This window comes from Pseudomonas sp. 15A4 (assembly GCF_016925575.1).
Classification (GTDB): domain Bacteria; phylum Pseudomonadota; class Gammaproteobacteria; order Pseudomonadales; family Pseudomonadaceae; genus Aquipseudomonas.
On the sequence record NZ_CP068986.1, the window covers coordinates 3877926 to 3896999 of the forward strand.

The 19074-nt window shown below is 63.3% G+C and carries 18 protein-coding genes; 16 read left to right on the forward strand and 2 right to left on the reverse strand.

The window, feature by feature from the left end; translation table 11 throughout:
* The first annotated feature begins 6 nt into the window (after positions 1–6).
* On the forward strand, positions 7–2379 hold the full coding sequence (locus tag JN403_RS17120; protein ID WP_205483384.1) for a membrane-bound PQQ-dependent dehydrogenase, glucose/quinate/shikimate family: 2373 nt from the start codon (positions 7–9) through the stop codon (positions 2377–2379).
* Between the two features lie 310 nt (positions 2380–2689).
* On the opposite strand, the gene JN403_RS17125 is transcribed toward JN403_RS17120, so the two are convergent.
* Positions 2690–3580 carry a LysR substrate-binding domain-containing protein gene (locus JN403_RS17125; RefSeq protein ID WP_205483385.1) on the reverse strand — a complete coding sequence of 297 codons (891 nt, stop codon included), beginning with the start codon at positions 3578–3580 and terminating at the stop codon, positions 2690–2692.
* A gap of 281 nt (positions 3581–3861) precedes the next feature.
* Between JN403_RS17125 and JN403_RS25805 the strand changes: the two genes are divergently transcribed.
* The 10 genes from JN403_RS25805 to JN403_RS17170 all read left to right on the forward strand — a co-directional run bounded on the left by JN403_RS25805 (position 3862) and on the right by JN403_RS17170 (position 12190).
* On the forward strand, positions 3862–4491 hold the full coding sequence (locus JN403_RS25805; protein ID WP_275900165.1) for an extracellular solute-binding protein: 630 nt from the start codon (positions 3862–3864) through the stop codon (positions 4489–4491).
* Complete coding sequence (locus tag JN403_RS25810; protein WP_275900166.1) at positions 4449–4877, forward strand: extracellular solute-binding protein; 429 nt, start codon at positions 4449–4451, stop codon at positions 4875–4877. Before JN403_RS25805 ends, JN403_RS25810 begins: the two co-directional genes overlap by 43 nt.
* A gap of 102 nt (positions 4878–4979) precedes the next feature.
* Positions 4980–6053 (forward strand): ABC transporter ATP-binding protein, encoded by a 1074-nt coding sequence (locus tag JN403_RS17135; protein ID WP_205483387.1) that lies wholly within the window; start codon positions 4980–4982, stop codon positions 6051–6053.
* Entirely contained in the window at positions 6040–6912 is an 873-nt protein-coding gene (locus tag JN403_RS17140; protein WP_205483389.1) for an ABC transporter permease, read from the forward strand. The genes JN403_RS17135 and JN403_RS17140 overlap by 14 nt, the downstream gene beginning before the upstream one ends.
* 6 nt (positions 6913–6918) lie before the next feature.
* On the forward strand, positions 6919–7716 hold the full coding sequence (locus JN403_RS17145) for an ABC transporter permease (RefSeq protein ID WP_122537028.1): 798 nt from the start codon (positions 6919–6921) through the stop codon (positions 7714–7716).
* Positions 7713–8855 carry an FAD-dependent oxidoreductase gene (locus JN403_RS17150; protein ID WP_205483391.1) on the forward strand — a complete coding sequence of 381 codons (1143 nt, stop codon included), beginning with the start codon at positions 7713–7715 and terminating at the stop codon, positions 8853–8855. The genes JN403_RS17145 and JN403_RS17150 overlap by 4 nt, the downstream gene beginning before the upstream one ends.
* A complete protein-coding gene (locus JN403_RS17155; protein WP_205483393.1) occupies positions 8845–9228 on the forward strand; it encodes a (2Fe-2S)-binding protein in 384 nt (127 codons plus the stop codon). Before JN403_RS17150 ends, JN403_RS17155 begins: the two co-directional genes overlap by 11 nt.
* On the forward strand, positions 9225–10619 hold the full coding sequence (locus JN403_RS17160; RefSeq protein WP_205483395.1) for an NAD(P)/FAD-dependent oxidoreductase: 1395 nt from the start codon (positions 9225–9227) through the stop codon (positions 10617–10619). The genes JN403_RS17155 and JN403_RS17160 overlap by 4 nt, the downstream gene beginning before the upstream one ends.
* Positions 10620–10641: 22 nt before the next feature.
* Positions 10642–11802, forward strand: coding sequence for an FAD-binding oxidoreductase (locus tag JN403_RS17165; protein WP_240356619.1), 1161 nt, complete (start codon positions 10642–10644; stop codon positions 11800–11802).
* 34 nt (positions 11803–11836) lie between these two features.
* Entirely contained in the window at positions 11837–12190 is a 354-nt protein-coding gene (locus JN403_RS17170) for a RidA family protein (RefSeq protein WP_122624994.1), read from the forward strand.
* A 62-nt stretch (positions 12191–12252) separates the two neighbouring features.
* Here JN403_RS17170 and JN403_RS17175 read toward each other — a convergent pair whose 3' ends face one another.
* Entirely contained in the window at positions 12253–12495 is a 243-nt protein-coding gene (locus JN403_RS17175) for a hypothetical protein (RefSeq protein ID WP_122537034.1), read from the reverse strand.
* 301 nt (positions 12496–12796) lie between these two features.
* Here JN403_RS17175 and JN403_RS25590 point away from each other — a divergent pair, with 301 nt between their 5' ends.
* From JN403_RS25590 to JN403_RS17195, 5 genes are all read left to right on the forward strand, one after another.
* Positions 12797–13339: an AAA family ATPase gene (locus tag JN403_RS25590; RefSeq protein WP_240356621.1), complete on the forward strand. Its 543-nt coding sequence runs from the start codon at positions 12797–12799 to the stop codon at positions 13337–13339.
* Between the two features lie 232 nt (positions 13340–13571).
* Complete coding sequence (locus JN403_RS17180; RefSeq protein ID WP_205483398.1) at positions 13572–14054, forward strand: cupin domain-containing protein; 483 nt, start codon at positions 13572–13574, stop codon at positions 14052–14054.
* Positions 14055–14212: 158 nt separating this feature from the next.
* Positions 14213–15118, forward strand: a complete 906-nt coding sequence (locus JN403_RS17185) for a LysR family transcriptional regulator (protein WP_205487452.1) — start codon at positions 14213–14215, stop codon at positions 15116–15118.
* A 321-nt stretch (positions 15119–15439) separates the two neighbouring features.
* Complete coding sequence (locus tag JN403_RS17190; protein ID WP_345945819.1) at positions 15440–16549, forward strand: MFS transporter; 1110 nt, start codon at positions 15440–15442, stop codon at positions 16547–16549.
* Between the two features lie 65 nt (positions 16550–16614).
* The gene (locus tag JN403_RS17195) at positions 16615–18864 is read left to right on the forward strand and encodes a pyrroloquinoline quinone-dependent dehydrogenase (RefSeq protein ID WP_205483400.1); all 2250 of its coding nucleotides are present in this window, start codon (positions 16615–16617) and stop codon (positions 18862–18864) included.
* Positions 18865–19074: the final 210 nt, after the last annotated feature.

A 19074-nucleotide genomic window follows, 5' to 3' on the forward strand; every position in this document is an offset into this window, starting at 1 on the left:
CCAACAATGATCTTGAGAGTGACTGGGGTGGTGATGGCGATTTTCGCCATTGCCTTGTTGTACATGGGTGCGCAACTGGTGGCCGCCGGCGGCTCGGCGGCGTACTCGATTATCGCCCTGGCGGTATTGGCCTCGGCGGTGCTGATGATGCTGAAAAAGAAGTCGGCGCTGACGGTGTATGCGCTGCTGATGTGGGCGATTCTGATCTGGATCCTCTACGAGGTCGGCTTCGACAAATGGCAGTGGATTCCGCGCGGCGACCTGTTCGCGCTGCTGGGTCTCTGGCTGGCGCTGCCGTGGGTGGTGCGTCCGCTGTACAGGGCGCAGAACCCGGGCGACACGCGCCGCTTCCACCCGTTTCTGGGTGGCACCGTGGGCGTGATGATGCTGATCGTGCTGGCGGTGATGTTCTACGACCCGTACCCGGTGGCGAGCAAGATCGACACCCCGCAGGCAGCGCGCAGCACGGGCGAAGCCGGCAATGACTGGGTCGCTTACGGCGGCACCAACGACGGTCAGCGTTTCTCCAGCCTCGACCAGATCAATGCGGGCAACGTGAAGAAGCTCTCGGTGGCGTGGGAATACCACACCGGCGATCTGCGCGATGCCGCCAAAGACGCCGGTGAGTACACCTTCGAAGCCACGCCGTTGAAGGTCAACAACCGGGTCTATGTCTGCACCGCACACAACGAAGTGCACGCGCTGAACCCTGAAACCGGCACGCTGGACTGGAAGTGGGCGCCGGAGAAGAACCGCTCCTACCTGCAGCAGCATCAGACCTGCCGTGGGGTCAGTTACTACGCGCCGGCCGCAACGGCTGCGGTCGGTGCCTCGCCGAGCCAGTGCGCCAAACGCATCCTCACCGCCACGACTGACGCGAAGCTGGTAGCCCTCGACGCCGACAGCGGCAAACTGTGCAGCGATTTCGGCAACAACGGCGTGGTCGATCTCAGCGCTAACATGGGCGAGATCCGTCCCCATGCACTGATGCAGACCGCCGCGCCGCTGATCGCCGGCGACTTGGTCATCGTCGGCGGTTCGGTGATGGACAACGGCTACAACGACGGCAACCCGTCGGGTGTGATCCGTGCCTACAACGCCGTGACCGGTAAGCTGGTGTGGAATTTCGATCCGGCCCATCCTGAGGTGACCCAACCGATCGCAGCCGACCAGAACTACCCGCAGGACACGCCAGTGGCATGGGGCACGCTGAGCGCCGACATGAAAAATGGCCTGGTGTTTGTGCCGTTCGGCAACGCCTCGCCGGACGAACTCGGCATCAACCGTGATCCGAACAGCAACACGGAAAAATTCCGTGACACGCTGGTGGCGCTGGACCTGAACACCGGTGCGTTCAAGTGGAAATTCCAGTCCTCGAACAACGACCTCTGGGACCGAGATAACCCGTCGCAGCCGACCTTGATGGACGTGGGCAAGGAGGGCAGCCAGCAACCGGCTCTGCTGTTGCCGACCAAAGTGGGCAACATCTTTGTGCTGAACCGGCTGACCGGCGAACCGATTTTCCCGGTCGATCAGGTCAAGGTGTCGACCCAGGGCGGCGTGCCGGGCGAGCATTTCGCGCCGACCCAGCCGGTGTCGAAGATCAATTTCATCCCGGAACCGCTGAGCGAGAAGTCGATGTGGGGCCTGACGCCGTTCGATCAGATGTCCTGCCGCACGACCTTCAACACGCTGCGCTACGACGGCAATCCATGGACGCCGAGTACCGAGCAGGGGTCGCTGATCTTCCCGGGCAACATCGGGGCGTTCAACTGGGGCTCAGTGGCGGTCGACCCGGATCGGCAGATTCTGATCGCCGCGCCGGTGCGTCTGGCCTACACCTATCACCTGATCAAGCGCACCCCGGAAACCGCCGAGAAACGGCTGTTCACCCAGGACGGCACGCCGTACTGGAACGAGAACTTCAACGGCGACTACGCGATTCGCATCAAGCAGTTCGCCTCGGCGCTGGGCGTACCGTGCATTGCGCCACCGTGGGGCCGCATGGTCGGGGTTGACCTGACCACCGGCAAAACCGAGTGGATGCGCCGGACCGGCACCACTCAGAACCTCAAGACCTCGTTCCTGCCGGGCCGCTTCCCTATCGGCTTCCCGATGGGCATGGTCGCCCACGGCGGTCCGCTGGTGACGGCAGGCGGCGTGGTGTTCCATGGTGCCACGGCGGACAACTTCATCCGCGCGTACGACATCAACACCGGCGACGTGCTCTGGGAGACGGAGCTGCCCGCGGGCGGCCAGGCGACGCCTTCGACCTACCTGGGCAGCGACGGCAAGCAATACGTCGTCATCTCGGCCGGCGGGCACGGCTCGCTCGGTACCACGTTGGGTGACAGCGTGATTGCGTTTCGTCTGGACTGATTTGACTGATGTGTGAGAAAGGCCGTGACGCCGTTGTGCGTCACGGCCTTTTTGTGATGGCATCCCGCAAATTCTTGGGTGCTCACACCGGCCTGTTCCCGGCTGAAGCCGGTCCTACTAGGGATATGCGGTCACCCTGTAGGACTGGCTTTAGCCGGGAACGCGGCGGATGTCACACCGCTGAATATGTGCCGCTCACACTGTCCTGTTCCCGGCTGAAGCCGGTCCTACCAGAGATATTCGGTCCTACCATGCCGCATATGTCGCATCACCAAGCAGCGGCGCTCCCGCAAAGCAACCGCATTCAGCCCTAAAAAACGATGTCCCGGTAGAACGCTTTCAGCGTATCAACGAACTCTTCGGACAATTTTGTCCGCGTCTGGGCCGGGGCCCACATGACGTAGGTGGGGAAGAGTATCTGCGGCACGAACGGGCGGATGACGATATCGCGATGGCGATAATCCCGGGCCACCAGCGGGTGGGCGAGGGTGATGCCCATGCCCAGTGCCACCATCTCGCAATTGATCGCGCTGTACTGCGCCTCCACGGTCATGACCCGTTCCACGCCCGCCTGCTCGAACAGGCCGTCGACCAGCGCACGGGTGCCGTCGCCGTGGCACAGCGAAACGAAGGTTTCGCCCTCCAGGTCGGTGAAGGTGATCTCTTTTTGGCTTGCCAATGGATGAGCCGCCGGCAGCACGCAGACCGCCGCCACTTCGCTGAGCATCTCGATCTGCTGGCTGTCGACATCGCCGGGGTGCACCACAATCCCCACGTCGCAGAACTGGGACTTCACCCACTGCTCCACAGTGGGCGAGGAGTTCACGTGGAGGGACACGGTCAGCTCCGGTCGCGTCTCGGTGAACGCTTTCAGCACCCGGGGAATCATGCTCAGCCCGGTCGACGGCACCGCCGCCACCCGCAAGCGCCCCGTGCCGAGGTTGCGGATGTTCTTCGCCGACAGCTTGAGGCTGTCCAGCCCGACATAGGCGCGCTCGACCTCCTGAAAAAACGCCTGCCCCTCCTGGGTCGGAATCAACCTCACGCCGGCGCGCTTGAACAGGGTCAGCCCGGTGCTCAGTTCCAGCTGGGCGATCAGCCGGCTGATGTTGGGCTGAGAGGTAAACAGCACCTCCGCGGCAGCGGTCATGGAGCCCAGGCGCATGACGCTGCGGAAGGCTTCGATCTGTCTCAGGTTCACGGCGCGCTCCATATCAAATATGAATAACTAAGGCGGATATCCGTATTTGACCATATGGAGGGGCCGTCGCAATACTCGAACCAGCCACCCATAGCGCACATGAAGATGCGCCACCCCGCGATGGATTCGCCGGGAGCATGCACGCTGCATGCACGGCCTCGGTTCACGCCGAAGCGACTGACGCATTGTTCGATCTGCCCCACGCACTTCGGAGATAGTCTGTGAATAGCCTTGACCTTCCCTCAGCAGCACGACCGTTTCGTCCCTTCCATCGCAATGCCGTGGCTATTGCCCTGACGCTCGCAGCAATGGGTAGCACGCCGGCCTTCGCCGAGACCACGCTGTACGTGGCCGGGGTCGGCGGCTCTACCGAGCAGATGTACAAGAACCGCGTCATCCCGGCCTTCGAAAAACAGCACAACGTCAAAGTCGTCTACGTCGCCGGCAACTCCACGGAGACCCTGGCCAAGCTGCAGGCGCAGAAGGGCCGTCAGCAGATCAACGTCGCGATGATGGACGACGGCCCGATGTACCAGGCGTTGCAGATGGGCCTGTGCGAAAAGCTCAGCGACGCGCCGGTCTACAAGGACCTTTATCCGCTGGCCCGGCTGAGCCCCGAAGCCACGGGGATTGGCGTGGTGGCCACCGGCATCGGCTACAACGAAGACGCGTTCAAGAAACGCGGCTGGGCGGCACCGGATTCCTGGGAAAACCTCACCGACCCGCGCTTCAAGCAACTGCTCGGCATGCCGCCGGTGACCAATACCTACGGCCTGCACACGCTGGTGGAAATGGCCCGGCTGAGGGGCGGCGGCGAAAAAACATCGACCCCGGCTTCAAGGCGCTCAAGGATGAAATCGGCCCCAACGTGCTGGCGTGGGTGTCGGCGCCGGGCGAGATGGACGGCATGATGCAGAACGGCGACATCGTCATGGCGGTGTACGGCAGCGGTCGGGCCGTGGCGTTGCAGGGCACCGGCTTCCCGCTCAAATTCATCTACCCGAAGGAAGGCGGCATCGCACTGCAGGTCGCCGCGTGCAGCGTGACCCCCAACGCGCAATCCGAACTGGCCCAGGCGTTCATTCAGTACGTGCTGTCACCTGAAGTGCAGGAAATCCAGGCGCGGGAGAATGGTTTTGCGCCGGTGAACCAGACCGTCAAGCTGCCGGACGACGTCGCCGCGCGCATGCCGTACGGGCCGGAGAAGGTCAACGCGCTGATCAAGGTCGATTGGGAAACCATCAACCAGCAGCGCAGCGAGTGGACCACGCGCTGGAACCGCACCGTCGAGCGATAGCGTCACCGATCCCTTTCGCTGATCGACAGTCGCTGATCGACGCTCGCGCCGATCTTCCCCAGCATCCTTCTGGAGACGCAGGTTCGCCTGCGTGGCACGCCCATGGCATTTCTTACCCTTGAAGGCATCGTCAAGACCTACGGCACGTTCAGGGCCATTGACGGTTTGAACCTGGAAGTCCGGCATGGCGAGTTCATCGCCTTGCTCGGCCCGTCCGGGTGCGGCAAGACCACCACGCTGCAATCCATCGCAGGCTTCGTGCAGCCCACCGAAGGCCGGATCGTTCTCGACGGCCGTGACATCACCCACGTGCGCCCCGAACAGCGCGGGCTGGGCATCGTCTTCCAGAGCTATGCGTTGTTTCCGCACATGACCGTGGCGCAGAACATCAGCTTCGGCCTGGAAATGCGCGGCGTGCCCAAGGCCGAGCGCAGCAAGCGGGTCGACGAGGCACTGGACCTGGTGCGGCTGGCCGGCCTCGGTGAGCGCTACCCGAAAGCGCTTTCGGGCGGCCAGCGCCAGCGGGTGGCGATTGCCCGCGCCCTGGCGATCCGGCCGAACCTGCTGCTGCTCGACGAGCCGATGTCCAACCTTGACGCCAAGCTGCGCGAAGAGATGCACATCGAACTGCGGGCGATTCAGCGCGAGCTGGGCATCACCACCATTCTGGTGACCCACGATCAGGTCGAAGCGATGACCATGAGCGACCGCATCGCGGTCATGCAGAAGGGCCGCATCGTGCAGATCGACACGCCGTTCGAAGCCTACGAGCGGCCCCATTCGCCCTTCGCGTCGGCGTTCCTCGGCAAGACCAACGCCTTTGCCGGCGCGGTGCAATTGCGCAACGACCGATGCTGCCACGTGCAGGTCCACGACACGCTGATGCACGTGCCCCACGAAGACCGCGCCCTGGGCAACGACGTCAACGTCTACATTCGCCCGGAGAAAATCCGTCTGGTGGCGCTGGGCAGCGGGCGGTTTTCCGGGCGCGTCCGGCTGCGGGTGTTCCTCGGCAACCTGTGGTTGATGGCGGTGGAAAGCCGCCTGGGGCTGGTGCACATGACCCTGCCGAACCTCGGCACGCCGCCGCCGGAGGAGGGCAGCGAGGTCGGGCTGGACTGGTCCGACGATGACCTGCGTCTGCTGGACCGGGAGGTCGCCCATGGCCAGGTATGACGCCGAACGGGTGGGCGTGGCGCCCTGGCTACTCAGCGGGCCGGCGTTACTGGTGTTCATCGCGCTGCTGCTGGCGCCCTTGCTGCTGACCGCCGTGCTGTCGTTGAACCTGTTCAGCGACACCGAGGGCGTGGTGCCGAGCTACAGCCTTGGCAATTACCTGGAGGTGTTCAAGGACGATTACTTTCACGAGATTTTCCTGCGCACCGGCGGCATGGCGCTGGCCGTCACGGTTTTGTGCGTGCTGCTGGGCATTCCGGAAACCATCATCATTGCGCGCATGGCACCGCGCTGGCGGTCGCTGTTCCTGCTGGTGGTGCTGGGGCCGCTGCTGATTTCCGTGGTGGTGCGGACCCTGGGCTGGGCGATTCTGCTGGGCAACAACGGCCTGATCAACGATGCCTTGCAAGCCCTGGGCATCACCGATCAACCGGTGAAAATGCTGTTCACCCAGCTCGGTGTAATCATTGCGCTGACCCATGTGCTGGTGCCGTTCATGGTCATTGCGGTCTGGGCAACCCTGCAACGGCTGGACCTTCAGGTCGAATGGGCGGGCCTGTCCCTCGGCGCGTCGCGGCTGACGGTGTTCCGCCGGATCATCCTGCCGCAGATCATGCCCGGCGTTTTGTCCGGCTCGATCATCGTCTTCGCCCTGGCCGCTTCGGCCTTCGCCACCCCGGCGATCATCGGCGGTCGGCGCCTGAAAGTGGTGGCCACGGCCGCTTACGACGAGTTCCTCGGCACCCTCAACTGGCCCCTCGGCGCGGCCATCGCGATGCTCCTGCTGCTGGCGAATCTGATCATCATTCTGGGTTGCAGCAAACTGGCCGAGCGCCGGTTCAAGCAAGTCTTCGAGTAGCCGACCATGCACAAGAACGGATTTTTCTCGCTGCTGTTCCATGCCCTGTTCGTCACCTTCATCGTCGCGCCGCTGGTGGTGGTGATGGCCATGGCGTTCACCAGCAAGGGCTACCTGTCGCTGCCCACTGACGGCCTGTCACTGCGCTGGTTTCGGGCTCTGGCGGACAACCAGGAAATGCTCGACGCCTTCGCCTTGTCGATCAAACTCGGCCTGGCCTCGGCGACCATTGCTGCACTGCTGGCGATTCCGGCGGCGCTGGCCATCAGCCGTTATGACTTTCCCGGCCGCGGCGCGGTGACCGGGTTTCTACTGTCGCCGCTGATGATTCCGTCGGTGGTGCTGGGCATCGCGTTCCTGCGCTTCTTTTCCCTGGCACAGATCGGCGGCTCGTTCTGGGCACTGACCCTGACCCATGTGATTGTCGTGCTGCCCTATGCGCTGCGCCTGACGCTGGCCTCCACCATCGGTCTTGAGCGCGACATCGAGCAAGCGGCGCTGTCCCTGGGCGCCAGTCGCTGGACGGCGTTTTACCGGGTGGTGCTGCCGCGGATTCGCACCGGTGTGGTCGGCGGCTGGATGCTCGCATTCATCCAGAGCTTCGACGAACTGACCATGACCGTGTTCGTCGCAACCCCCGGTACCACCACGCTGCCGGTCGCGATGTACAACCAGATTTCCCAGACCATCGACCCTCTTATCACGGCGGTTTCAACGGTGCTGATCGTCGGCACCTTGCTGCTGATGCTGATATTGGACCGAATGGTCGGATTGGACCGGGTGTTGATCGGAGAAGGCAAATGAGCCAGGGCACACAGAGGGACATTCAGTCGGACGTGATCGTCATCGGCGGAGGGCTGGTGGGCACGGCAGTCGCTTACGGCCTGGCCCGCAGCGGCGCCGACACCGTGGTGCTGGACCAGGGCGACGATGCGTTTCGCGCTTCACGGGGCAATTTCGGGCTGGTCTGGGTCCAGGGCAAAGGCCACGACTTGCCGGACTATTCGCGCTGGACGCAGTCGTCAGCGACCCGCTGGCCTGACTTCGCTCGAGCGCTGATGGCCGACAGCGGCGTGGACGTGCAGCTCCACCAGCCCGGTGGCTTCCATATGTGCTTCAACGACGAGGAGTTGATCGAGCGGCAATCGCGTCTGCAAACCCTGCAGGACGCCCTTGGCGATTACCCGTTCCAGATGCTCGACGCCGCTGAGCTCAAAGCGCGCCTGCCGTTGATCGGCCCGACTGTGGTGGGCGCCAGCTACACCCCACTGGACGGCCACGTCAATCCATTGAAGCTGTTGCGCGCGCTGCACACCTCGGCCCAGGCCAAAGGGGCGCGGTTTTACGGCGGCATTCAGGTGGATGACATCGACGGCGCCACCGGTGAGTTCTGCGTCACCGCCGGCCATCAACGCTTCATCGCGCCAAGAGTGGTGCTCGCTGCCGGACTGGGCAATCCAGGGCTGGCCCGGCAAGTCGGCCTGCACGCGCCGGTGGCGCCCAATCGTGGCCAGGTCCTGGTGAGCGAGCGGGTCCGGCCGTTTCTCGACCACCCGACGGTCCATGTCCGGCAAACCGACGAAGGCACCGTTCAGCTGGGCGATTCCATGGAGGAGGTGGGTTACGACGACAGCACCTCCACCCAGGTGCTCGAAGCCATCGCCCGGCGTGGGGTCGCGACGTTTCCGCTGTTGCGGGAGGTGCGGCTTATCCGTGCCTGGGCGGCGCTGCGCGTCCTGAGCCCAGACGGCTTCCCCATTTATCAGCAATCGGCCAGCCACCCCGGCGCCTTCGTGGTGACCTGCCACAGTGGCGTGACCCTGGCCGCTGCCCACGCCCTGCGCATCGCGCCGTGGGTGATGGGTGGCGCCATGCCTGACGAGCTCGGCGCGTTCGCCGGCGAACGTTTCCTGACTGACAAGGGGTTTTCCCATGCGCACTGATCCGCTGTTTCAACCGGTCACGAGTGAAGTCAGGTCGACGCGAACTGTCAGCCTCAGCTTCAACGATCAAGCCTTTGAGGTGCCGGCGGGCATCAGCGTCGCGGCGGCACTGCTCATGTCGGGCATCAACCGTTTTCGCGCGACACCGGTGAGCGAATCGCCCCGGGCGCCGTATTGCATGATGGGCGTGTGCTTCGAGTGCCTGGTGGACATCGACGGCGTGCCCAATCGCCAGAGCTGCCTGATCGAAGTGGCGGAGGGCATGCGCATCCGCTCCCAGGAAGGCGCACGGGACCTGATTTTTCAGGCCGGCAACGTGCAAACCGGCAATGAGCAAACCGCCAGTGTGCAGACCGTCGAGGTGCAGTCATGAATGATCATTTTGGCGGTGGCGTGGACGCTGTGGACGTGGTCGTCGTGGGCGCAGGTGCCGCCGGCATGGCAGGCGCCGTGGCCCTGGCCGGGCTCGGGTTGCAGGTGGTGTTGCTGGACGAGCAGGGCAGCCCGGGCGGTCAGATCTATCGCGGCATCACCCTCGCGCCGCTGTCCAGACGAGACCTGCTCGGCGCGGATTACGCCCATGGCAACGTGCTGGCTCAGGCCCTGGCGTCCTCATCGGTGCGCTATGAAAAAGGCGCGGCAGTCTGGCAAGTGACCCGGGATCACCAGGTCAGCTACTTGCGTGAAGGACGTCTGCGCACGCTGCAGGCCAAGGCGGTGTTGCTTGCGACCGGGGCGATGGAACGGCCGTTTCCGATTCCGGGCTGGACCTTGCCCGGCGTGATGAGCGCAGGCGCCGCGCAGATTCTGCTGAAAAGCGCAGGGCTCGCCCCGACCGAGCCGGTGGTACTGGCCGGGTGCGGCCCGCTGTTGTACCTGCTGGGCTGGCAATACCTGCGCGCGGGCGTGCCGATCAAGGCCTTGGTCGACACCACGCGCCCCGAAGATTACTGGCGCGCACGGCGGCATCTGTTCGCAGCGTTGCGTGCCTGGCCGTATTTGCGCAAGGGCCTGGAGCTGATGCGCAGTCTGCGCAGCGCGCGCATCCCGCACCACACCGGCGCCGAGCAACTGGCGATCGAGGGTGACGAAGCCGCCACTGCGTTGACCTTCACCGTGGGCGGCCAGGCTCAGCGTATCGCCGCGCGCTGCATACTGCTGCATCAAGGCGTAGTGCCGAACATTCAATTCAGTCAGTCGTTGCGTGCACGGCATCATTGGGATGTGGACCAACTGTGCTTCAGCCCTGTGATCGATCCCTGGGGTGAGCTTGACGTGCCGGGGGTGTTCGTCGCCGGTGACGGTGCCGGCATCGGCGGGGCTCAGGCCGCGGCCCTGCAGGGCGAGTTGGCGGCGCTGGGCATTGCCCGACGGCTGGGCACGCTGGATGCGAGTCAGCGTGATCAGCGAGCCGATGCATTGCGCGAGAAGCTGGCGTTGAACCTGCGCATCCGGCCGTTTCTCGATGCGCTGTATCAGCCGAAGGAAGCCAACCGCATCCCCGCCGATGAGGTCATCGTCTGCCGGTGCGAGGAAGTCACGGCGGGGGACCTGCGCAAGTTTGTCGCCCTGGGCTGCGCCGGCCCCAACCAGGCCAAATCGTTTGGGCGCTGTGGCATGGGTCCCTGTCAGGGCAGGATGTGCGGACTGACGGTGACGGAAGTGATCGCCCAGGCTCGCGGCGTGTCGGCGGCCCAAGTGGGTTACTACCGCATTCGTCCGCCGATCAAGCCCATCACCCTGGGGGAACTGGCCGGTGAGTGAGGCGCGGGCAAGGCACAGCGACGTGCTGGTGATAGGCGGCGGCATCCATGGATTGAGCACCGCACTGCATCTGGCCCAGGGCGGTGTTGAGGTCACGGTGGTCGAGGCTGATTACTGCGGCCGTCATGCCTCCGGGGTCAACGCCGGCGGGGTTCGAACCCTGGGCCGTCACGAGGCGGAAATCCCGCTGGCGCTGTCGTCCCGCGAACTCTGGCACGACCTTGCGCAGACCCTGGGCGATGACGGCGGCTTTGTGCCCAGCGGCCAGCTCAAACTCGCGGAAACCCCCGCCGAACTCGACGAGTGCCGCCAGCGCGTCGAGCACTTGCGGCGACTGGGCTTCACCCACGAAGTGCTGATCGACGCTCAACAGGTGTTCGAGATCATTCCGACTGTCGCCCGGCATGTGGTGGGCGGCATCTGGGTTAAGGATGACGGCTACGCCATTCCCTACAAAACCGTGACGAGCTTTCGGCTGGCCGCAGAGAAGCTCGGCGTGAAAGTGCTTGAAACGACGCCGGCCCAGCGCATCGAGCAACGCGGCAGTGGCTGGCAGGTCACCACGCCCGCTGGAGTTTTCAGTGCCGGGCATCTGGTGATCACCGCCGGCGCCTGGGCGCGGGAGTTGGCAGAACAAGTCGGCGAATCAGTGCCGGCACACCCCGAAGGCCTGATGCTGATGGTGACCCACCGCGTCGCGCCGTTCTGCGCGCCAGTGCTGGGGGCGACCGGTCGCTCTCTGTCGTTCAAGCAATTCGCCAACGGCACGGTGGTGATTGGCGGCAAGCTGATTGGCAGCGTGGATTTCCCGGCGCGCCATGGTGAGGTCGATCTGGCGCGCCTGGGCATCAGCGCGAGGACCGTCACCGACCTGTTTCCCCACCTCAAACACCTGGGCGTCAATCGGGTCTGGGCCGGTGTTGAGGCCTTTACCGCTGACGACTTGCCGGTGATTGGTGCGAGCCGCAAGGCCAGTAACCTCAGTTACTCGTTCGGATTCTGCGGCAGTGGTTTCCAGATGGGCCCCGGTACCGGCAAGCGCCTGGCCCAGCAGATCCTCGGCGAGCACTCGGACATTTCGCTGGAGGCGTTCGACATAGGACGTTTTGATACCGCAAGGCTCGATGAGCCGCGTTCAAGCGGCTCCCACATCCCGACACACTTACCTTTAGTTGCCCGTTAATGCCTCACACCCTCCCAACACATCAGGAGTTCACATGCTGGAAATCAATCGTATCGAAACCAACCAACGCATGAGCCGTGTCGTGCAGTGCAATGGCTTTACCTTCCTCGGCGGCCAGACCGCAACGGACCGCTCCCTCGACATCAAAGGGCAGACAGCGCAAGTGCTGGAGAAAATCGACAACTACCTGGCCAAGGCCGGCCTGGACAAGACGCGGATTCTCACCGCCCAGGTCTGGCTCTCGGACATCGCGGCGAATTTCGCTGGCATGAATGAAGTCTGGGACGCTTGGGCACCGGAAGGGCACGCACCCGCACGGGCCACCGTGGAATCACGTCTGGCAGCGCCGGATTTGCTGGTGGAAATCACGGTGGTTGCGGCGGGCTGAATCAGCTGCTGCAGGAATGAACTGCGCCGGGCCGGGGCTTGCCTCCGACCCGGCGTTGCCGCTCAAGGGCTGACAGACGCTTCGGCGGAGTTGGTGACGAGGTGGTTTTTGGTGGTGCGACGCTGTTGCGTGATCAGCACCTGAGGCACCGATGAACAGTGGTATTTGATGCCTTTCCTCGTCGGCATCAGCGCGACGCTCTCCATGCATTCTGCGCGGGTCGAATACGCCGTCGGCTGGTTCTCGTCCAGACATCCTTCCGCACCGGAACACATACTCATTACAACCACAAAAATGCTCTTCATTGCTCACATTCCTTTCAGGCAATCACGGCGCGGGACAGCGGGTGTGAAGCGATTTTGAGGGGTGGTAATGGCAGAAGGCAATGGCGGTTCAATGCATTTCGTCGGGAATATGACGCTTTTGGACTTTTTGTGGATTAGCACGTCGTTTGGTAGTCGGTAAATTGACGCCACGTTTTTTAAAAGGGTGTTATGTGTTTAAACCTGCAGCCAGTTCTTCGACGGATCCAGAGCATTAAGCACGTCAGATCCCTTCAGAAATCTTTAAACTTCAGCCAGTTTTTACGCCGAGGAAGGGGCTCGCATGCAGCGCATCATGATTGTGGGGCAGCCGGGGTCTGGCAAAAGCACGTTGGCCCGGAGATTGGGCCAGCTGACCGGGATTCCCGTCGTTCACATCGACACCATTCATTGGCAACCTCGGTGGGTCGAGCGGAGCGCGGCGGAGAAGACTCGCCTGTGTCTTGAGGTTGAAGCCCGCGATCAGTGGATTTTTGAAGGGGGACACTCGACCACGTGGGGCCACCGCGTTGGCCGGGCGGATCTATTGGTATGGATTGATCGCTCTACAGCGCTGCGATTCTGGCGCGTGCTGGTCCGCGCCGTGAGGCACCGGGGACGGACTCGGCCAGACCTTCCCGAGGATTGCCCGGAGCAGCTTGGCAAACTTGGGGCGTTATTCCGGTTCATGTGGACGACCCGCAAGGTGTCGCGGGCAAAGATGCAGAAACTCGCAGCAACGGCGCCACCGGGATGCCGAGTAGTCCGACTGCGCTCAAACCGACAGACCCGCAGGTTTCTCGCAACGATAGAGGCAGGGGCTGCTTACTCTCTCAATGGGTTCTGATTTATGCGCGCAGCGGCGGGTATTCAGTGCCGAACCGCGCAGCGAACCACAGGTGCGCACGCGCCTGGTTGTCGCGTAAGGCCAGATCGATGAGGGCGGAGGCGGTCAGGTTCCATTTCCGAACAGGGATTCATGAGCATCGCTCACTGCTGTTTGTCACAGGGCCCTGTAGTACATCGGTAACGCGTGAATTAGGTTGAAGGCTAAACCTCTTTCACCCAGGAGCTCGCCCATGAACGCAGTTGCAGCACTCTCGACACTGGTGATGATGCTGATGGTCGCCAACGCTCAGGCGGACGGCAGCACGCCCGCCATGACCCTCGTCCCGAACGGCTCGCAAGCTTCGATTCTCGGGAGCCCGGCGATGTTTGTCGGCACGGTGCGCATCGATCCATTGGTCTCCGCGAATGAGCCGTCCCGGGTCTCGGCGGCCTATGTCACGTTCGGGCCCGGCGCGCGTTCCGCCTGGCACACGCACCCGTTGGGGCAAACGCTGGTGGTGACCGCAGGCACGGGCTGGGTGCAGCAGCAAGGCGGCGAGAAACAGGTGATTCGTCCGGGGGACGTCATCTGGACGCCGCCGGGCGTCAAGCATTGGCACGGCGCCACGGCACAGACAGGCATGACCCACATGGCGATCCAGGAATTCCTCGATGGCAAGAATGTGGAATGGATGGAGCCCGTTTCCGATGCCCAGTACAAGGCCTCCCGATGATCTTCACCCGACACGCATTGACTGCTGAGCGATGCTCAGCTCACTTATGACCTGCGCTCATCCAAAGAACGCGGCGAACACGGATATACTCCGCTCAATCCGCGTGTTCGGGATCAACCCGTCCCTTGCCGTTCGAGACGCCCTTGCGTAGGTAAATGATGCAACTCACCCGTGCCAACCTCGCCGATTTCATGTACTTCCTGGCCGTCGCCCGGCATTTGAGTTTCAGCCGTGCGGGATTGGAAGTCGGCATCAGCCCGTCGGCCCTTAGTCATGCGATCAAGGCGCTGGAAGCCAGGCTTGGCGTGCGCTTGTTGAACCGGACCACCCGCAATGTCACCTTGACCGCTGCCGGTCAGGAGCTGCTGGCGTCGATTCGTGAACCCATCGACCGCATCGACCAGGCGATGGACGTGCTCAACCGCTATCGGGACGAGCCGACGGGGAGGATCAGGCTGAATGTGTTCAGCGATGCCGCGCTGTTGCTGCTGGCGCCGGTATTACCGCTGTTCGGTGAGCGTTACCCGGACATCGAAGTGGATATTTCGATCTCCAACAGCATGGTCGATGTCGTGGAAGGCGGCTTCGACGCCGGCATGCGCTTTGGCGCAACGGTGCCTGAAGGGATGATCGCGCACCGCCTGTCCCCGGACGTGCGCTGGGTGGTCGCCGGCACGCCCGACTACCTGCGCAAATGGGGCACTCCCGTTCACCCTGAAGACCTGAAGCAACATCGCTGCCTCAAGTTCAAGGTCGGCACCGGCAAGATATACGACTGGGAGTTCGAAAAAGAAGGCGTTCAGCTCGCGGTCCCGGTGTTCGGTGGCGTGATTCTCGACGAGACGCGGATGGCGATTGCACTGGCCTGCGAGGGCAGTGGACTGATATACGCCGCTGAACCTATCCTCGCGCCTTACGTGAAAAGCGGTTCCCTTGAGTTGGTGCTTGAGGACTGGGCGAGCGTGAGTCCGGGGTTCCATATCTACTATTCCAGCTATCGCCAGCAACCGCTGGGGCTGCGCCTCCTGATCGACATGATCCGGGATATTGCCCCGCTGGGGTGATCCGCTACGGCTCAGACCGGGACGCCTGACGCTTTCCCGGCTAAAGCCGGTCCCACAGGGGGCTCCCGATTCTCTTCATTAATGAGCAATGCTCATCACCGCATCACACGCACCCCGATAGGCGAGGGCTGACGTCGCCTGTACCGTGACGCCACTCAATCCATCAAAACCGGCGCTCGTCGCACATCACCCTGGCGTGAGGCGATTGCACGGGCCGGACACGTGTCGAGGGCATCAATGCGTACTGCTGAGCTACAAAGAGCCGAGCCTGAAATAGCCAGGCCTGATCGAGGTGTTTGGAGCGCCGTAGGGGCAATGGCCATGTGTGTGGCCATGCTCATTTCATCCGAATTCATGCCGGTCAGCCTGCTGACACCGATTGCCTCGGACCTCGGCGCGACCCAGGGGATGGCCGGCCAGGCGATCTCGATTTCGGGACTATTTGCCGTCTTCACCAGCCTGTTCATGTCGGTCATCGCCGGGCGCATTGATCGTCGGTACGTGTTGATCGGCTTGACCAGTCTGATGCTGGCCTCGCTGATCCTGATTGCCGAAGCGCCGAGCTTCCTGGTCCTGATGATTGCGCGCGCCGTGCTGGGGATCGCCATCGGCGGGTTCTGGGCACTGTCCACGGCGACCGTCATGCGGCTCGTTCCTTCCGATACCGTGCCCAAGGCCCTCGGCATCATTTTCACCGGCAACGCCATCGCCACGGCATTTGCGGCACCCATCGGCAGCTACCTGGGCGGCATCATCGGCTGGAGAGGCGTGTTCTGGGGGCTGGTCCCGCTGGTGCTGATCAACCTGCTGTGGCAGTGGATCAGCCTTCCGTCGATGCCGCCCAAGTCGGCGGGCTCGGTCCGTCAACTGTTCGCGCTGCTGCGTCGTCGCCACGTGGCGTTCGGCATGATGGCGGTGATGTTGACCTTCGCCGGTGCGTTCTCTGCGTTCACCTACTTTCGCCCGTTCCTTGAAACCTACACGCACGCGACCACCCCGCAGCTGTCGCTGTTCCTGCTCGGGCTCGGTGTCGCGGGTTTTGCCGGCACCTATGCGGGTACGGCGCTGGTGAATGAGCGGATGTATGCGCTGTTGCGCTGGCTGCCATTGCTGCTGGCAACGGTGACGCTGTTGATGCTGCTGTTCGGCCACCTCAAGCCTGGCGTCGCCGTGGCGATGATTTGCTGGGGCGGGCTGAACGCCGCGATTCCAGTGGCCTGGTCGACCTGGCTCAGCAAAAGCGTCAGTGATGACCCGGAAAGTGGCGGCGGCTTGCTGGTTGCGGCGATCCAGCTGTCGATCATGGTCGGTGGCGCTTTGGGTGGCTTGCTGCTGGATCACGTGTCCATTGCCGCGACATTCATTGGCGCCGCCGCATTGCTGGTGCTGGGCGCCTTGATCGTCGGTAACGGCACTCGCTTGCGCGGCTGAATGCGGCTTCGAAGCCCAGCCCGACCGCAGCACAACAGACCTTCACAGACAGGCACATCATGCGCATGGAAAACAGAACAGCCCGACTCTTCAGGCAGGGCGTTGGCGGGTTATTGGCTATTTTGGGTGTCGCCATGACGCTGGGCGGTGCCGTGTTGCTCAGTGACGGCGGATCTGCGTGGTACGGGGTGGCAGGCATCGTCTGGGTCATCTGTGCCATCGGCGTGTGCCGGCGCGACCATCGCGTCATCCCGCTCTACGGCGTTTTATTGGCCGCGACGGTGGCGTGGAGTGTCTGGGAAGCGGGGTTTGACGGTTGGCAGTTACTGCCACGGCTCGGACTGCCTGTGCTGCTGGCCGTTCTGCTGGTCGCCAGCACCGTGGGGCTTCGAGCTCCGCGCCGATCGGCATGGCTCGGCTCGCTGGCGGTGTTACTGGTGAGCGTGGCGGTGGGCGCTGTGCTGCATGGCCAGTCGGTCGAGGCACCTGACCCGCTGCTGCGTGCAGGCGTATCGAGCAGCTATCCCCCGGCAAACGGCATGACCGAGGCGGCCGCTCGCCAGGATTGGCCCGTTTTCGGCAATGATCAGGGCGGCACACGGTTCAGCCCGCTGACGCAGATCACCCCCGACAACGTTCAGCAATTGCAAGTCGCCTGGGAAGCTGAGACAGGCCCTATGGGGCCGGGACCGGAAGGTGGTCTGGAAGTGGTGCCGATCATGGTCGGCGATACGCTTTATGCGTGTAACGATCAGAATCGCGTCACTGCGCTTGATGCGGAAACCGGCAAAGAGCGCTGGCATCAGGACATTTCAGGGGGCACGGCGGCATCCGGCAAACCCTGCCGAGGCGTCGCTTTTTACCAGGTGCCTGATGCCGAAGGACCCTGCGCTCAACGGATCATCGCACCTAATCAGATGCCCGGGCTGGTGGCCCTTGATGCGCGTACCGGCGAGTTCTGCGAGCACTTCGGCGACAAGGGTTTCGTCGACCTGCGAGAGGGCATCAAGGCCTACCCCCACGGCCTGTATTACGTCAGCTCGGCGCCGCAGATCATTCGCGGCAAGGTGGTCGTCGGTGGCGGAATTCCGGACGGTCAGTACTGGGGCGGGCCGTCCGGAGTCATCCGCGCTTTCGATGCAGAGACCGGCCAACTGGCATGGGCCTACGACTCCGAGCAACCTGATCGTAAGGGTGCTCCGCCCAGTGGCGAGGTTTACACACCGTCCTCACCGAACAGCTGGGCACCGATCAGCGCCGATGAAACCCTCGGCCTGGTCTATCTGCCCATGGGCAATGCAACCCCCGACAACTTTGGCGGTTTGCGTCGGCCGGGTGACGATCAGGTCTCCAGCTCGGTCATTGCGCTGGACGCTGAAACCGGTCGGTTGCGCTGGCATTTCCAGACCACCCATCACGACATCTGGGATTACGACGTGCCGGCTCAGCCGACGCTGGTGGATTTGCCCGTGGACGGCGTCATCCGCCATGCGCTGATTCAGGCGACCAAGCGAGGCGAGGTCTTCGTTCTCGATCGAGAGACGGGCACACCGATTGCGCCCGTTCAAGAGCAGCCAGTGCCTCAGGGCGGGATAGCAGAGGGCGAGCGGTTGTCGGCGACTCAGCCTGCGTCGATCGGCCTGCCCGCGTTTCGCCAGCCGACGCTGCAGGAACGTGACATGTGGGGCATTACCCCGCTGGACCAGATGCTGTGCCGGATTCAGTTTCGCCAGTCTCGTTACGAGGGGCACATGACGCCGATTACCCTGGGCAAGCCCGTGCTGATCGCGCCAGGTTCAGCTGGAGGGATCAATTGGGGCGGTGTGTCGGTGGACCTCGACCATGGCGTGATGGTCGTCAACTGGCTGCGAATGGTGGACCGCGTTGAACTGGTCAGCCGGGAGGAGGCGGTTGAGCGCAAGTTCAGGCTGTCGGACGGCCAGAGCCCGGGCGGTGATGCCCAGCGGCCCATGCTCAACACGCCTTACGGCGCCTACGGCACCACTTTCCTGTCCGCACTCGGCACGCCCTGCAATGCGCCACCGTGGGGGCTGATTTCGGCAGTGGACCTGGCCAGCGGCAAACTGCTCTGGTCCAGGCCGCTGGGGACGGCAAGAGACACCGGCCCGTTGGGCATTCCGTCGATGTTGCCCGTGACGGTGGGTACGCCAATGACCGGCGGCTCGGTCAGCACTCGCAGTGGTCTGATCTTCATTGCGGCGACCGCCGAGCGCACGATTCGCGCACTGGATGTGCACAGCGGTGAAGAACTCTGGTCGGCGCGTCTGCCCGGGGCGGCAATGCCACCCCGGTGACCTATATTGGTCCCCACAGCGGCAGGCAGTTCGTGGTGATTGCGGCAGGGGGCAAGAAGTCGCTCAAAACGCGGTTGAGCAACAAGATTGTGGCGTTCGCATTGCCGGCGCCCAAACCCTGAGACGGTAGCGTGGCACCCACACATTTGCTGGGTGCCACGCTCGACGGGTTCAGTTCCTAGTGCCTGCCGGACCGATTGGCTGGATTGG

Coding starts and splice junctions, on each gene's coding strand:
- JN403_RS17145 (WP_122537028.1), top strand. CDS start 6,919: ATGCACAAGAACGGATTTTTCTCGCTGCTGTTCCATGCCCTGTTCGTC.
- JN403_RS17155 (WP_205483393.1), top strand. CDS start 8,845: ATGCGCACTGATCCGCTGTTTCAACCGGTCACGAGTGAAGTCAGGTCG.
- JN403_RS25590 (WP_240356621.1), top strand. CDS start 12,797: ATGCAGCGCATCATGATTGTGGGGCAGCCGGGGTCTGGCAAAAGCACG.
- JN403_RS17195 (WP_205483400.1), top strand. CDS start 16,615: ATGGAAAACAGAACAGCCCGACTCTTCAGGCAGGGCGTTGGCGGGTTA.
- JN403_RS17120 (WP_205483384.1), top strand. CDS start 7: ATGATCTTGAGAGTGACTGGGGTGGTGATGGCGATTTTCGCCATTGCC.
- JN403_RS17140 (WP_205483389.1), top strand. CDS start 6,040: ATGGCCAGGTATGACGCCGAACGGGTGGGCGTGGCGCCCTGGCTACTC.
- JN403_RS17135 (WP_205483387.1), top strand. CDS start 4,980: ATGGCATTTCTTACCCTTGAAGGCATCGTCAAGACCTACGGCACGTTC.
- JN403_RS17190 (WP_345945819.1), top strand. CDS start 15,440: ATGTGTGTGGCCATGCTCATTTCATCCGAATTCATGCCGGTCAGCCTG.
- JN403_RS17180 (WP_205483398.1), top strand. CDS start 13,572: ATGAACGCAGTTGCAGCACTCTCGACACTGGTGATGATGCTGATGGTC.
- JN403_RS17150 (WP_205483391.1), top strand. CDS start 7,713: ATGAGCCAGGGCACACAGAGGGACATTCAGTCGGACGTGATCGTCATC.
- JN403_RS17185 (WP_205487452.1), top strand. CDS start 14,213: ATGCAACTCACCCGTGCCAACCTCGCCGATTTCATGTACTTCCTGGCC.
- JN403_RS17175 (WP_122537034.1), bottom strand. CDS start 12,495: ATGAAGAGCATTTTTGTGGTTGTAATGAGTATGTGTTCCGGTGCGGAA.
- JN403_RS17160 (WP_205483395.1), top strand. CDS start 9,225: ATGAATGATCATTTTGGCGGTGGCGTGGACGCTGTGGACGTGGTCGTC.
- JN403_RS17170 (WP_122624994.1), top strand. CDS start 11,837: ATGCTGGAAATCAATCGTATCGAAACCAACCAACGCATGAGCCGTGTC.